Raw genomic sequence first — 14,157 nt, forward strand, 5'->3', positions numbered from 1 at the left:
TCGAGGTGAAAAATGAAATCGAAATTGTTTATAGCTGGGAATAGGATCATCAAGGCGCTGTTTTTCTTGTTCACTGGTTTGGCGTTGGTATTTGCTTTGACTTCACCGAATTTGACGATTGGCGATAATGCGGTCTTTGGGACAAGTACGACTTTTGCAACGACTTATTTCGTTATAGGTATCATTGCTCTGATCATTGCATTTTATTGCTATCCGAAAGTGCAACAGTTTTTTTATTGGCTTTTTATCAAGCATCGCTCGATCACAGTGGCTGTTTTTGTTTTAGGCGTGTTGGCTTGGCAAATTGTGTTTGTCTCCTTTTTACATCCAGCAATTGGTTGGGATGTCTCAGCGATTCATGATGCATTGACTGATACGACCAATCCTGAGATCATTGCCTATTATAGTTTGAATCAAAATAATCTGCCGATTCTTTTGTGGCAACATCATCTGGCTGAGTGGTTTTCTACAACATCATGGCTGTTTTTCGACTATGTTACCTTGTTTTTAGTCAATCTTTCCGCTGTATTCAATTTGTTGACGATCCGTTTACTAAGCAAAAAATACCTGTTGCCAGCAGTCTACCTTCACGGTATTTGGTTAATAGTCTTTCCTTGGATCATTGTTCCTTATACTGACACCTGGGTCTTGCCTTTTGTGTCGGCGAGCATCTTCTTTTATGGGCTGATGACGAAAGAAGCCCTTTCTGCAACATATAAATCGTTGGGGGCAGTGGGATTAGGGATAGCTGCAGTCGTAGGTTATTTCATCAAGCCTTCTGTGTTGATTCTCTTGATTGCAGTTTGCTTGATTGAACTGGTCAGTTTTTTTGCGAAGAAGTGGCAATCAAAAGGGCGCTTGGTTTTTCTGACGTTGACATTGATCACTGCGGGAATGACATATGCCGTCTGTCAGCATCAATTGGACAAACAAACGTACATCGCAATTGATGAGGAGCGCGGGATCCCAATGATTCATTTTATGAATATCGGCTTGACAAAAGATGGTGGCTATAGTCCTGAAGATGCGCTGGCTATGGCGAAATTACCGACAAAACAGGAAAAAATCGACTATTCTAAAGAAAAGATTCGTGAACGGCTCCATGAGAAAGGTTTTGTTGGCTATGTTCGTTTCCTTTGGACAAAACATAAAAACAATACAGCGGATGGCACCTTTGCCTGGCTAAAAGAAGGTTCGTTCATCAAAGACGGAGAGACGCCAGATGGAGAAGGATTCACCCGCTGGCTGCAAGAAGGATATTACTTGTATGGAAAACGCATTGCAGACTTTCGATTTGTTGCGCAATTGTGGTGGGTCATCTGCTTATTGATGATTGTCATGGGCTGGAAGCGACAAAGTAAATATGAACAAATGCTTCGCTTGAGCATCGTTGGTGGTTTCATGTTCCTGCTTTTATTTGAAGGCGGACGCAGTCGGTATCTGATCCAATTCTTGCCTCTGTTTTTACTACTAGCAAGTCTTTCTATGGACGGTAGCATACATTTTCTCAAAAGAATTTTTACATTGGATCAAAGGGCCGAGGGGGATAAATCATGAATTATGATGAGTTGAAATTTTATGGACAGGGGATCCATCATGCTGAAACAAAGGAAATTGTGTTTTTTGAGTTATTGCTTAGAAAAGAAGCGGATAAAAATATTTTCCCCAAAGATGCTTATTTGACCATGATCTGTCAACAAGAAGAACATAAACAATATGTAAAATGGTTACAAAAAACATTGCCCCGTATCTTATTATCCAATCCGACCCAATGTTTTAGTTTTAACATAGATCCGCAAGAGTTGGAATACGAGGAGACATTTGTTTTGTTGGATGGATTGAAGACATACAAACAGCGATTGATCATTGAGATAACAGAAAAACCTCCTATTAAGCGAAACTATCCCTACTTTTCTGCTGTGAATGTTGAAGCATTCAAAAAAATTGCTGATTTTGGCTATAGAGTTGCGATGGATGATATTGGACAAGGGATCAATTCTTTAGACAATGTACTTGAGTTGCAGCATTATTTTCAGATCATCAAATTTTCATCGTTGTCTTTTCAGAAGAAGGTGTCAGAAGAGATCCTTCAAAAAATTATTGTGTTATATGCGAGTGTTGCTGATCAGTTGGATAAGACCTTTGTTGTTGAGGGAATTGAAAACCAAAAATTTGCGCATTGGTTAGAAACAAATATTTCTTGCTACCATCAAGGTTATCTTTATTCGACACCGGAAAACATTCTGACCATCGACTATTAAGGAGTGTGCTGTGTGATGGCTATCATTATATGGATATATTATACAGTCCTTCGTCTTATTGTTGTGTTGGGTGTTGTTTTTCTTGACTATTTGATTTATTTGTCGATGAAAGAATCTGTTTTTTTTAAAACTAAAAGAATCTTGATAAAAATAGCTTGGATTTGTATCGTGCTCATTAGTTTAGTGATTTTGCAGGGGGTGCCTGTGTTTTCTTTAGGTATACTGCGAGAGGGCTATACGGTGCTGATTCAGAATATGGATCTGCAATTGATCGTCCTTTTTTACTTCGTGCATATGCTTAAAGGAAAACTGATGATGCACCTAAATGTATTCACTGCAGTTGCAATCACTATTTATTATATATACCGAGGGGAGTACCAGACCTTTCGGCACTATATAGTAGCTATTGTTGCGATCGGATTGATCTATCTCAGCTGTCAAATTGTCTTATACTTAAAAGAAAAAAACTTAACCACCATTGGCATCTACTTTATTTCGACACTATTTTACGGTGCATCGTGGGGATTGAAGATGTATCCAGCATTGGATTTTAAATTCACAGGATTTCTTTTCTTTCTAGCAAATTTTGTTCTCCTGATGTTGTTGGTTCGTTTCATCAATAAATTGGTGCGAAAACAATTGGCAAGATTTGATCATTTGGCGCTCGAAGCCCGAACCGATTTTTTAACTGGGGTGGGGAATCGCTTAAGTTTTGATCGTGAGTTCAGCCAACGCTTTGCACTATCCCGATCAAATGAAAATTTGGTTTTTGCTATGATCGATATTGACTTTTTTAAACAAATCAACGATCATTATGGCCATGACACGGGAGATATCATTATAAAAAACGTTGTTAAAATCATTAGTCAAACCCTTTTTCAATACCAAATGGAAAGCCAGGTCTTTCGAATTGGCGGGGAAGAATTTGGCATCTTGTTTCAAGAAAAAAGTCAACATGATATCACTGAAATACTAGAAACCATCAGCAAAAGAGTCGGTGATTTTTCCTTGAATATTCATGGCAAGGAAGTACGTGTCACGATTTCGGCCGGTGTATCCCGTTGCCAAAAATCAGACACCAGTAAAGAGGATCTTTACAAGCGAGCAGATAAGTATTTGTATATTGCCAAAAGAGAAGGACGCAACGCCATTTTTATGGAAGGCAAGATGCTGCATCATTCTTAGCGAAAAACCAATGTCTATTTCTGCTTATCTGTATGTCAAAAAATGGAATGTGTCCACTTCTTTAAGCAGTGATTCGCTTGTTTAAAGAGGGGGAGAAGGAGCAAAAATGATGAAAAAATTATATTACACATTGTTTCTCAGTATTTTATTTGTAGCAGGTGTTTTTTTACCGATCGACGCCCATGCAGCCAATAAATACGGTATTGTGATTGATGGTGATTTTAGTGACTGGTCGAGTCTGCCAGTGACAGAACTGTCTTTTTCCTATGAAAATGGACAGAATATTAAATATGCCAGTTTAGTCACTGATGAAGCAAATCTCTATTTTTATTTGAATATGGCACCAGAAGGGCATAACTACCATAATTTACAACCAAGCGGACATAAGTTGACAATTGGGAACAAGGTCTTCTGGATGACATTTAATGGGACTTTTTCCAGCGAAGACTTATCTGTTGTAGGCCAAACAAAAGACGTTCAAGTCAATTTTTGGGCAGAAGACAACTCAGTCAATATCACGATTCCAGGTAAATTGACGCGGGTAAAAACCGATTTTAGTGACACTTCCTACTCGGATGAAGTAGAAGTAGCGATTCCTTTCGAACAATTGCAAGTAGAAGCAACTAGCAGTCAAACGATCACCTACAGCAACAGCAATTTAGGCGAGCAAACGATCACTGTGACTGGAGGAAGCACAGGACCTTGGCTCCTTGCTGGCATTGCAGTGGTGATCGTGGGGTACGCTTTCTGGAAGTTTAGGAGAAAATCACCTCAAACGAGTCATTAAACAAACGTCTGATCAACACTATAAATAAAGTCTGATATTTGGTACAGCAAAATAACATCAAAGTTAGTAAAAACGACTAGCTTTGATGTTTTTTTGTTGCAGTTGCTTAAAAAATCGTTGTGACATGTTTATTTTTAAATGCTAAAGGTGTGAGGTTTTCAAATTGTTTGAAAATCTGTATAAAATGACTTTGACTAGAAAAATTCAATAAATTAGCGATTTCTTTATAGCTTTTATCGGTAAACAGCAATAAGTGTTTTGCCTCGGCGACTTTTTTTTGATTGATATACGTATGAACCGTTTGCCCCAGTGCTTTTTTAAATTCAGCAGTGATATGGGTTGGATGTTTTTGGACAGACGCTGCTAAATCCTTTAATGTAATCCGTTCATAGATGTGTGCATCGATGTAGTTCAACAAGTCCCTTACCAAAAAATTGGTTTCAGCGTAAGGAAAATCATGGATAAGTGCCATAAAAAGCAAGGATGTTTCTTTGATATGAGACATGCATTCTGGTATCGTATGGATTTTTTGTAGTTTTTGAATCAATGAATCGGATAAACTATAGGCTTGATTCACAGGAACCCCCTCATTCACACTGACTCGAGTCAAAATGGTGATCAGTCCAGAATACTTATATTTTAAGTGTTCAATTTTATTGTGAGACAGTTCTGAGTTGTAGGTGTAATTTGCCTTTTGGAATAACCATTCGATTTTTTCCGATTCATTTCGACGTACCGCTTCAACATATCTTTTTTCAAACTCAAATGAATCAAGAAAAGGATCTTCAGATCGTCGATTGTATAAATTATCTGTCAGCATGGTTTCTGTATGGGCAGTGATGCTGCGGTTTCGATAATTCCACTTATGTTGGTCTTCATTCAAAACTTGACCAGTCAATAAGGCATACAGAAGTTCAATAAAGGCTACAAAAGCTTGCTGAGTTTCTTTTGCGTAATGCACACCAGCTAAATAATCATGGTCATGGAAAGTAAATGTGTCACTTCGGGTGCCTAACACGCCACAAGGTCCGACCAACACTTGACAATGCTTGTGATGAGCGAATGTACAATGAAACGTACAAAAAAAGAAGTCGCGATCTTCATAAAAGAAAACCATCTGATTGGATGGGAATGTTAGATCATCTTGATTCAGATAATCAATAGTCCAATCAGAGTGCTGCGGAATAATGATGTGACCAGTGTCATCGATCACAAATAATGGAATGAGATATTTATGATAAAGTCGTTTTAAAATCAGTGCGAGTGCGTCAAATTCCATCAGTTTCTCCTTTTTTGATATAAAATCATTTATTTTAGTATATCTTAATATGAAATCTTTATATAATCAACGTGAAATTTAAAACGTTTGCAGGAGGGTGAGATGAAAGAACATAAGTTAAAAGAATTGTTTGCATCCTTGTCGATCACTGACAAGATTGCGCAAACGATTCAATTGAATGGAGATCTCTTTGTAGAAAGCGGGGTGATGCAGACAGGACCTGCCAAAGATTTGGGATTTGACAGTGAGCCAAACTTCTATGAAATTGGCTCGATCTATAATGTAAACGATCATCAAAAACTGTATCAGATTCAAAAAGATGTGCTCGCCAATAGTACGCATAAAATTCCGTTATTATTTATGTCAGATATTATTTATGGTTTTCGTACGATTTTTCCGATTCCTTTAGCACAAGCCGGTTCTTATGATTTTGATCTGATTCAGCAAGCGGCTGAGCTTTCGGCACAGGAAAGTTATTTGAGCGGTATTCATGTTGTATTTTCACCGATGCTTGATTTGGTGCGCGATCCGCGTTGGGGGCGTGTGATGGAATCGCCGGGAGAAGATGTTTATACGAGTAAACAATTTGCCAAAAGTGTCGTGAAAGGGTATCAAGGAGAGGAGGAGACGTACCTCAAAGAAAACCATGTAGCAGCCTGCATCAAACATTTTGCTGCCTACGGGGCGCCTGAAAGCGGGCGTGAGTACAATCAAGTGGAATTATCCAATCAAAAATTATTCAATGAATATCTACAGCCCTATCAAGCTGCTATCGAAGCCAATTGTGAATTAGTGATGACTGCCTTCAATTTGTTGAATGGTGTTCCAGCAACAGGCAATCACTGGTTAAATCAGACGATTTTACGCGAACGCTTTGGGTTCGAGGGTGTATTGGTGTCGGATTATGCAGCCATTGCAGAATTGGCAACCCATGGTTATGCGAAAGATGCCAAAGATGCAGCAAGAAAAGGTCTAATTGCAGGGGTTGATTTAGACATGATGACCGCCACCTATGCCAATGCATTACCTGAGTTAGTCAAAGAAGCGGAGTTTGCCCAGCGATTGGATGAAGCAGTATGGCGCATATTGGTTTTGAAGAACAAATTAGGCCTTTTCGAAGATCCGTTTCGGGGCCTGACGCAAGACAATACAGGTGAGATTTTAACTGATGAGGCCAAAGCGGTTGCGACAACATTAGTTGAAAAAAGCTGTGTATTGTTAAAGAATGAATCGACGCTTCCATTAAGGCCGAGGACAGAACAGAAAGTGGCAGTCATTGGTCCGTATGCTGAAAGCCATTTTACGTTGGGATTTTGGGCATCTGTCAGCGGCAAATCTTCCGATGTCTTCACCCTTAAATCTGGGTTGTTAGCGCAATTTGATGCCGATCAGCTCTATTTTTCCAGAGGATTCAATCTTTATGAAAGTTATGATTCGTTTGGGCCATTGAAACCTGGATTTGAACAATTGAATGGTCCGATCGAAGATGAAGCATTCCTATTGGAACAATCGATTGAACAAGCCAAAAAGTCTGATGTGATTCTTGTAACAATCGGTGAACATTTCTTAGAAAGTGGCGAGGGAGCCTCAAAAACCAAGCTGCGTTTGCCGGACAAACAAATCACGTTGATCAAAAAACTAGCGGAACTAAATAAACCAATCATTGGTTTACTCTATACGGGCCGTCCGTTAGTATTAACTGAAGTAGAACCCTACTTTGACAGCTTACTTGTTGCATGGTTTCCAGGTGTGATGGGAGGCCAAGGAATTGCGAATCTGTTAACAGGCAAAGCCAGTCCGTCTGCTCGACTGACGATGACGTTTCCGAAAAATGAAGGGCAGATCCCGGTTTACTACGCACAAACGTCTACGGGACGACCAATGAATGAGGGCACCCATAGCGAGCGCTTTGTTTCTAAATATATTGATGAAACAAATGAACCTTTATTTTCATTTGGTGCTGGATTGAGTTATGCGCATTTTATGGGTCGCTGGCAATCGGCAAAAGTACACCAAGATTTGATTCGCTGTCACTATGTCCTCAAAAATGTGAGTGACCGAGACGGCTGGGTAACAGCGCATATCTATGTACTGAATCGCCCAGCGGACATTGTGCAGCCAGTCAAACGTTTGATCGCATCACAGCACGTATTTTTACAAGCAGATACCCAGCAAACGCTGACGATGGACATACCCAAATCAGCCTGTGCCTATTTTGACAATCAAGGAGAAGTCCATATTGATTCAGGCGACTATGTTTTACAGCTCGATGTGCTCGGGCAGTATGAAAACCAGACAATAAAACTTACTTAAAGGAGATTTGACATGGATAAATTAGAAGCATTTTTAGGAAATCGACTATTGCCACTGACACACAAATTACAACAAAACAAAGTATTAGCTGCATTGATGGAAGGGTTTATTCGCACGAGTCCATTAACGTTAGGAATCGCAGTCTTGACAATTATCGGTAATTTTCCAATACCAGGCTGGACTGATTATTTAACGAGCATCGGCATCTACCAACACGTTGAAGCAATCACAAATGGTGTGACTGGCGTCTTTTCGATCTATGTTGTGTATAGCTTGGCTTTTTCTTATGCAAAACAATTGGAAACCAATGAACGAAATGCAGCATTGATTTCTTTGGCTAGCTTTATTATGTTGATGCCACAACAAATCATGACAACTGTGACGCAAAACGGTGAGGCAACAGAACAAGCAATCGGTGCATTAAGACTGGATTATCTTGGTGGACAAGGGCTGTTCATTGGTATGTTGGTAGCATTGCTGGTGACACGATTCTATGCCTTTTTGTCCAAGAAAAATTTGATGATCAAACTACCAGAAAGTGTGCCGCCGATGGTTACCCAATCACTGGCGCCGGTTTTTGTCGTGACGATCATCTTTATCATCGTCTTTTGTATCCGTATCGGATTTGGCTATACAGCATCTGGCAGTATTTTTCAATTCTTTATTGATGTCATCAATGCACCGTTGAACTCTTTAGTTGCTAGTCCGATTTCAATCATTATCATCATGGAACTACTTGCTGTATTGTGGTTCTTCGGTATCCATAACGCTGTATTGCAAGGACCGCTTGGGGCAATCAGTATGACGATGATCGTTGGGAATATGGCAGCTTTCCAAAGCGGAGAAGATTTACCTTACTTGTTGCCATCAGTGATTTATATGGGGATGTACGCAGCTGGATTTATGGGGTTTGTCACATTTTTCATGATTCGCAGTAAATCAGCAAAAATGAAGCAACTTGGCAAATTGTCTTTCGTGCCATCGATCTTTAATATCACAGAACCATTGATGTTTGGGATGCCGATTATTTTGAATCCAATTTTCTTTATTCCACAAGTCTTCACACAATTGATTGCTGGGTTCGTTACTTGGGGGTTAACAAGCACGATTTTACCTATTTCACTTAACCCAGCGATGTCACTATTGCCATGGACAACACCAACTTTTGTTAAAATGCCATTTGCGGGCGGATTGAATTATACCATTATTATGCTGATCTGTTTTGCTATTGGGATCGTGATGTGGTATCCATTTATTAAGATCGCAGACAAAAAAGAGTATGAGTTAGAGTGTGCTTTAGCAAGCGCAGAATCTGGAAACAACGTGAAAGAAGAAATCCAAGCTTAGACGACAAAGAGGGAAGCAAATGAAGACATTAAGTATCGATATTGGCGGGACTTTTATTAAATCAGCAGTGATCAACGAGTCTAAGCTATTTGATAAAAAACGGGTGTCTACACCAACCAATCTATTGGCGTTCACGGATTTACTGCAAGAATTGATCGAGGATCATCAGCAAGAAGCAACCTTTGAAAAGGTTGCTTTAGCTGTGCCAGGTGCTGTTACTGACAGCGGCACTGTTGAATTTGGCGGGGCGCTGCCGTATTTGAATCAAGTGAACTTGCCAGCACTTATTCGTCCTTTCTTTTCAGGACAAGTAGCCGTTGAAAATGATGCCAAAGCAGCTACGCTAGGTGAGCTGATGAAGGGGAATTTACAAAATACCAAGAATGCTGCGGCCCTTATTTTGGGCACCGGCGTTGGTTTAGGGCTCGTTCTTGATGGTCAATTATTTAAAGGGACGCATCGGCAAGCGGGAGAAATCAGCTTTTTGATTCGCGATCGCGCCATTTTGGGTGTGGATTCTTTTGTTGGCAAAGGTCTTTCGGCAGTGGTGTTGATTACGAAACTTGCAAACACACTTGATATGCCAGCAGAAGGACCCTTGGTTTTTGAAAAGCTTCAAGAGACAACGAATGAGGAAGCAAAAAAGATATTTCAGGCTTATTGCAACGAACTGGCTGTGATCTGTTTTAATCTGCAAACGATTTTGGATGTAGAAAAAATAGTCATCGGCGGGGGAATCAGTCAGCAGAAGCTGTTGATTGAAACAGTCAACAAGGCATACAACCAATTTTTTCAAGTTTCACCAATCATCGAACAAACAGTACAAAAAATACCGATTGAAGCTGCAGCATTTAAAGCAGATGCAAATTTGATTGGCGCAGTGGAGGGGACGAATGTATGAGAGAGAACTTTTTATGGGGCGCATCAACGAGTGCGTATCAAGTTGAAGGTGCTTGGAACGAAGACGGCAAAGGGCCTTCTGTACAAGATATCAAGGAAATACCAGAAGGAACAACTGATTTCAAGGTAGCAATCGACCATTATCACCGCTTTAAAGAAGATGTAAAACTATTCAAAGAGCTTGGATTGAAAGCCTATCGTTTTTCGATCTCATGGAGTCGCGTCATGCCAAATGGCCAAGTGAATGAACAAGGGATTGCATTTTATGAATCATTGATCGACGAATTGATTCGCCAAGAAATCGAGCCAATCGTCACTGTATTTCACTTTGACTTACCTGTTTATATGGCAGAAAAAGGCGGCTGGGAAAATCGCCAAACGATTGACGCGTTTGCTGAATATTGTCAGGTGCTATTTGATCGTTTTGGGCAGAAGGTTCCTTATTGGCAGACGATCAATGAGCAAAATGTGATGGCCCTTGCTGGTTCTGTTATTGGCACAAGCAATAAGTCAATGAAAGAGAAGTTTCAAGAAAACCATCATATGCTTGTTGCCCAAGCGCTAGTAACGAAGCATTTCCATGAAAAAGGGTACGCAGGAAAAATTGGTCCAGCGCCGAATATTGCGAGTGTTTATCCTGCAACAGACAAACCTGAAGATCAGTTGGCCGCTTTGTATATGAGTGCATTGCGAAATTGGCTGTTTTTGGATGTGGCTGTCTATGGCACATACAATCACAATGCTTGGCACTTATTAGAAAGTATTGGTGCAGCACCCATCATCACAGAAAACGACCGAGAAATTTTGGCGGCAGGTACTTGTGATTATATTGCCCTCAATTATTATAATACGATGACTGTATCGGCTTATTATGAAAAGGAAAACAAGATTGATCAACAATCAGGTTTTGGGATCCCTGGATTTTTCCAATCCGTTGCCAATACACATTTGCCATCCACTGAATTTGGCTGGCCGATTGATCCAGTTGGCTTTCGGTTCACATTAAATGAGATTTATTCGCGCTATCGTTTACCACTTTTGATCACAGAAAATGGGATTGGCGCAAAAGACACCTTGACTGCTGATGGAACAGTGCATGACCAGTATCGGATCGATTATTTGCAGCAACATATTGAACAAATGGCGTTGGCTGTGAAAGATGGTGTCGATATTATTGGCTATTGCCCGTGGAGTGCGATCGATTTGATCAGTACCCATGAAGGCATCGAGAAACGCTATGGATTTGTCTATGTTCGTCGAACGGATGAAGACTTATTGGATTTAGCACGCTATAAAAAAGATAGTTTTTATTGGTATCAAGAAGTCATCAAAAACAATGGATGTTAGCAAATGATTGAGAGGTGTGAGTATGTATACAAAAAAAATAGACTTTGATCCGCAAGCGCACACTGGCTTAACAATCTATCTGAATGACCAGCTTGTTGCGATGAATCGAAAGAAGGCGCGGCCATTCATTTTGGTTCTCCCAGGTGGGGGCTATAGTTTTTGCAGTGAAAAAGAGGCAGAACCAATTGCCTTGGCTTTTGTTGCAAAAGGGTATCATGCCGGAGTTTTGCACTACCATGTGGGGGCACACCGGAATTTTGAACATGCATTATTAGATGCTAAGCGTGCGATGACAGAAATCAAAAACATAGATGCACAATTCAAAGTCGCATCGGATAAGATTGCGGTGGTTGGTTTTTCTGCTGGAGGACATTTAGCAGCTGCAATGTCCACTTTATTAGAGGATAAGCCTTCTCTGTGTATTTTAGGATACCCGGCCATTTTGACTTCTTTTGCAGAAGTCATGAAAATCGAAGCACCTTCTCTGGATACATGTGTGACACCTGCTACGCCACCAACTTTTTTGTTTTCCACCTTTGAAGACAATGTGGTGCCAATTGAGAATTCTTTACGTTATTTGGCTGCATTAGAGGAAAACGGGGTTCCTTTTGAAAGTCATATCTTCCAAAAAGGACGACACGGCTTATCTTTGGCCACACAATGGGTGAGTACGACGCCTGAAATGATTGATCCGCGCTTTGCCCGCTGGTTCGATCTATCTTGTGAATGGTTAACATTGAATTGGTATGCTGCTAAACAAGAATTAGAACAAACCCAAGCGAGTTTTCCACCAGCACCCTTAGATATTCCGTTGATTTCTTTAATGAAAGAAGAAAAGAACCGAAGGCTGCTTTTGGCAGCATTTCCGAAGTTTGCAAACAAAAGTTATGAGAAAATCGTTCGCCATTACACCTTAAATCAATTGCATCAAATAGCACCAGAAATATTTTTACCAGCGAAACTTGCAAACGTTGAAAAACGTATACAGAAAAATATGTAGAGAGCGGGACAAGTGATGAAGTGTTTGATTGTACCAGAAAGTTATAAGGCTTCGACGCAACTAAATCAACAGGATCCAATCCAGTTGGATCAATTCATAGGATATCCGAATCAACGGGTGGCTTTTCAAATTTTGTTGCACGATGGCAAAAAAAATCATTTTACGTTAGACCACCAATTGTCGATTCCAGATGAAATCGATATTCCGATCTATCGCCTTTCCATTGAAACGACCGTGCCCTACACAGCACACTTCGTAGATTATTATTTAGGAAAAGATGACATCGCTTATGCGGATAAGTTAATAGAAGAACGCGCCCACACCTTCAAGGGTGATCGTTACGCACCGATTTATGTTGAACTGCCATTGGACAAAGCGCTGTCGGAAGGCGCATACCCAATTGCTATCTCTGTCTATCGATCCGGGATCAATCAAGAAGAAGAATTGATTTTGCACAAATCAATGACAGTCCAAGTTTCAGATTTTGTCTTCCCTGATCGCCCGCAGGTGGATTTCAAATTGGATATATGGCAGCAGCCTTCTAACTTGGCACGAACATTTCAAGTTCCCCTGTGGGGGGATGCCCATTTCCAATTGATTGATCAGATGGCGAAACTGTTAGCTGACATTGGACAAAAGGCGGTAACGGTCATTGCGGGAGAAATTCCATGGAAAGGTTGGTTCAATTATATTGTCAAAGATTATCCGGCGAACCTTTACGAATACGCCATGATCCCCATTCGGAAAAACCAAGCAGGACAACTGCTTTGTGATTTTTCGATTTTAGACCGCTATCTTGCTTGTTTTGCAAAATATGGGATAGATCAGGAGATCAATTTATTTGGTTTATTAGGGGTCTGGACGCCCCCTTTTTTTCCAATAAACAATCAGGTACAGCATATTGAAAAATTGGTTCTTCGTTATTTTGACGAAGGAACAAAGAAAATCGCCTATATCGAACAAAAAGAAGATTTTATTGCATATGTAGAACAACTCGTTGGTCATTTGAAAGAAATGGGTGTTTGGGCGCAGACGTATATCAATGCGGATGAACCCCAAAAAAATGAAATGGACCGTTTTAAGACTGCCTTGCAGGCGTTAAAAGAAATTGAGCCGACCATCAAAACAAAAGTGGCTTTTGATAAGGAAGACGTGTTAGATGGGCTGCTTTCAGTGATTGATTATCCAGTGACTTCTTTTTACTGTACATGTAAAAAACATCAAGAATTAACGGAGAAATTTCCAGGGAGAACACAGTATTATGTGTGCAATTACCCATCAAAACCAAATACTTTTTTGCACAGTCCGCTCCTTGAAACAAGAGTACAAGGTCTTTTGGCATATTATTTTAAGACTGACGGACTCTTACGCTGGGCATTTAATTGCTGGCCAACCAACGCACGTACAGATATTCGTTATAATACAGCTTCTTTGCCGATTGGGGACAATTGTTTGGTCTATCCGGGAAATAACGGCAATCTACTTCTTTCTTTGCGCTATAAGCAGCTGCAGCGTGGAATCGAAGATTTTTGGTTGTTAAAAGCAGCCGAACAAAAAAACAAACAAGCTGTTGAAGAAATTGTACAGGCGTTTTTGGTGATCACAGATCCTGCAGAATGGATGATCGATAGTCATCGCGCCAATGAGCAAGCATTTTTGTTAACGGATGAAGACTATCAACAACTCAGACATTCTTTGATTCAACAATTGTCCCAGAAGTAAACGGGTCATGTATAAT

11 protein-coding genes are annotated in these 14,157 nt (G+C 40.2%); 10 read left to right on the forward strand and 1 reads right to left on the reverse strand.

All coding sequences use genetic code 11. The annotated features are described in order from the left end of the window. Window positions 1-12 precede the first annotated feature (12 nt). The 4 genes from IGI41_RS04730 (at window position 13) to IGI41_RS04745 (ending at window position 4,233) form a co-directional block, all read left to right on the forward strand. On the forward strand, window positions 13-1,557 hold the full coding sequence (locus IGI41_RS04730) for a TIGR03766 family XrtG-associated glycosyltransferase (RefSeq protein ID WP_430611722.1): 1,545 nt from the start codon (window positions 13-15) through the stop codon (window positions 1,555-1,557). Beyond that, a complete protein-coding gene (locus tag IGI41_RS04735) occupies window positions 1,554-2,261 on the forward strand; it encodes an EAL domain-containing protein (RefSeq protein WP_430611724.1) in 708 nt (235 codons plus the stop codon). Before IGI41_RS04730 ends, IGI41_RS04735 begins: the two co-directional genes overlap by 4 nt. A 168-nt stretch (window positions 2,262-2,429) precedes the next feature. Beyond that, window positions 2,430-3,446, forward strand: coding sequence for a GGDEF domain-containing protein (locus IGI41_RS04740; protein ID WP_430611726.1), 1,017 nt, complete (start codon window positions 2,430-2,432; stop codon window positions 3,444-3,446). A gap of 109 nt (window positions 3,447-3,555) precedes the next feature. Then, window positions 3,556-4,233 carry a Firmicu-CTERM sorting domain-containing protein gene (locus IGI41_RS04745; RefSeq protein ID WP_430611728.1) on the forward strand — a complete coding sequence of 226 codons (678 nt, stop codon included), beginning with the start codon at window positions 3,556-3,558 and terminating at the stop codon, window positions 4,231-4,233. A gap of 106 nt (window positions 4,234-4,339) precedes the next feature. Here IGI41_RS04745 and IGI41_RS04750 read toward each other — a convergent pair whose 3' ends face one another. Next, window positions 4,340-5,512, reverse strand: a complete 1,173-nt coding sequence (locus tag IGI41_RS04750) for a helix-turn-helix transcriptional regulator (protein WP_430611730.1) — start codon at window positions 5,510-5,512, stop codon at window positions 4,340-4,342. Window positions 5,513-5,614: 102 nt separating this feature from the next. Here IGI41_RS04750 and IGI41_RS04755 point away from each other — a divergent pair, with 102 nt between their 5' ends. Genes IGI41_RS04755 through IGI41_RS04780 form a run of 6 tightly spaced genes read left to right on the forward strand, consistent with a single transcriptional unit; the run spans window position 5,615 to window position 14,141 of the window. Next, window positions 5,615-7,825: a glycoside hydrolase family 3 N-terminal domain-containing protein gene (locus IGI41_RS04755; protein WP_430611732.1), complete on the forward strand. Its 2,211-nt coding sequence runs from the start codon at window positions 5,615-5,617 to the stop codon at window positions 7,823-7,825. A 12-nt stretch (window positions 7,826-7,837) separates the two neighbouring features. Beyond that, window positions 7,838-9,172, forward strand: a complete 1,335-nt coding sequence (locus IGI41_RS04760) for a PTS sugar transporter subunit IIC (protein WP_430611734.1) — start codon at window positions 7,838-7,840, stop codon at window positions 9,170-9,172. Between the two features lie 19 nt (window positions 9,173-9,191). After that, window positions 9,192-10,073, forward strand: a complete 882-nt coding sequence (locus IGI41_RS04765) for an ROK family protein (protein WP_430611736.1) — start codon at window positions 9,192-9,194, stop codon at window positions 10,071-10,073. Then, window positions 10,070-11,419, forward strand: a complete 1,350-nt coding sequence (locus IGI41_RS04770) for a glycoside hydrolase family 1 protein (protein WP_430611738.1) — start codon at window positions 10,070-10,072, stop codon at window positions 11,417-11,419. The genes IGI41_RS04765 and IGI41_RS04770 overlap by 4 nt, the downstream gene beginning before the upstream one ends. 22 nt (window positions 11,420-11,441) lie before the next feature. Beyond that, the gene (locus IGI41_RS04775; RefSeq protein ID WP_430611740.1) at window positions 11,442-12,419 is read left to right on the forward strand and encodes an alpha/beta hydrolase; all 978 of its coding nucleotides are present in this window, start codon (window positions 11,442-11,444) and stop codon (window positions 12,417-12,419) included. A 15-nt stretch (window positions 12,420-12,434) separates the two neighbouring features. Continuing rightward, window positions 12,435-14,141 carry a DUF4091 domain-containing protein gene (locus IGI41_RS04780; protein ID WP_430611742.1) on the forward strand — a complete coding sequence of 569 codons (1,707 nt, stop codon included), beginning with the start codon at window positions 12,435-12,437 and terminating at the stop codon, window positions 14,139-14,141. Window positions 14,142-14,157: the final 16 nt, after the last annotated feature.

This window comes from Enterococcus sp. DIV0876, assembly GCF_050529585.1.
GTDB lineage: Bacteria > Bacillota > Bacilli > Lactobacillales > Enterococcaceae > Enterococcus_D.

What these genes read in the sequence shown, in the direction of transcription:
- IGI41_RS04755 (WP_430611732.1), top strand. Translation starts at nt 5,615, where the DNA reads ATGAAAGAACATAAGTTAAAAGAATTGTTTGCATCCTTGTCGATCACT.
- IGI41_RS04770 (WP_430611738.1), top strand. Translation starts at nt 10,070, where the DNA reads ATGAGAGAGAACTTTTTATGGGGCGCATCAACGAGTGCGTATCAAGTT.
- IGI41_RS04750 (WP_430611730.1), bottom strand. Translation starts at nt 5,512, where the DNA reads ATGGAATTTGACGCACTCGCACTGATTTTAAAACGACTTTATCATAAA.
- IGI41_RS04745 (WP_430611728.1), top strand. Translation starts at nt 3,556, where the DNA reads ATGAAAAAATTATATTACACATTGTTTCTCAGTATTTTATTTGTAGCA.
- IGI41_RS04780 (WP_430611742.1), top strand. Translation starts at nt 12,435, where the DNA reads ATGAAGTGTTTGATTGTACCAGAAAGTTATAAGGCTTCGACGCAACTA.
- IGI41_RS04775 (WP_430611740.1), top strand. Translation starts at nt 11,442, where the DNA reads ATGTATACAAAAAAAATAGACTTTGATCCGCAAGCGCACACTGGCTTA.
- IGI41_RS04765 (WP_430611736.1), top strand. Translation starts at nt 9,192, where the DNA reads ATGAAGACATTAAGTATCGATATTGGCGGGACTTTTATTAAATCAGCA.
- IGI41_RS04735 (WP_430611724.1), top strand. Translation starts at nt 1,554, where the DNA reads ATGAATTATGATGAGTTGAAATTTTATGGACAGGGGATCCATCATGCT.
- IGI41_RS04730 (WP_430611722.1), top strand. Translation starts at nt 13, where the DNA reads ATGAAATCGAAATTGTTTATAGCTGGGAATAGGATCATCAAGGCGCTG.
- IGI41_RS04760 (WP_430611734.1), top strand. Translation starts at nt 7,838, where the DNA reads ATGGATAAATTAGAAGCATTTTTAGGAAATCGACTATTGCCACTGACA.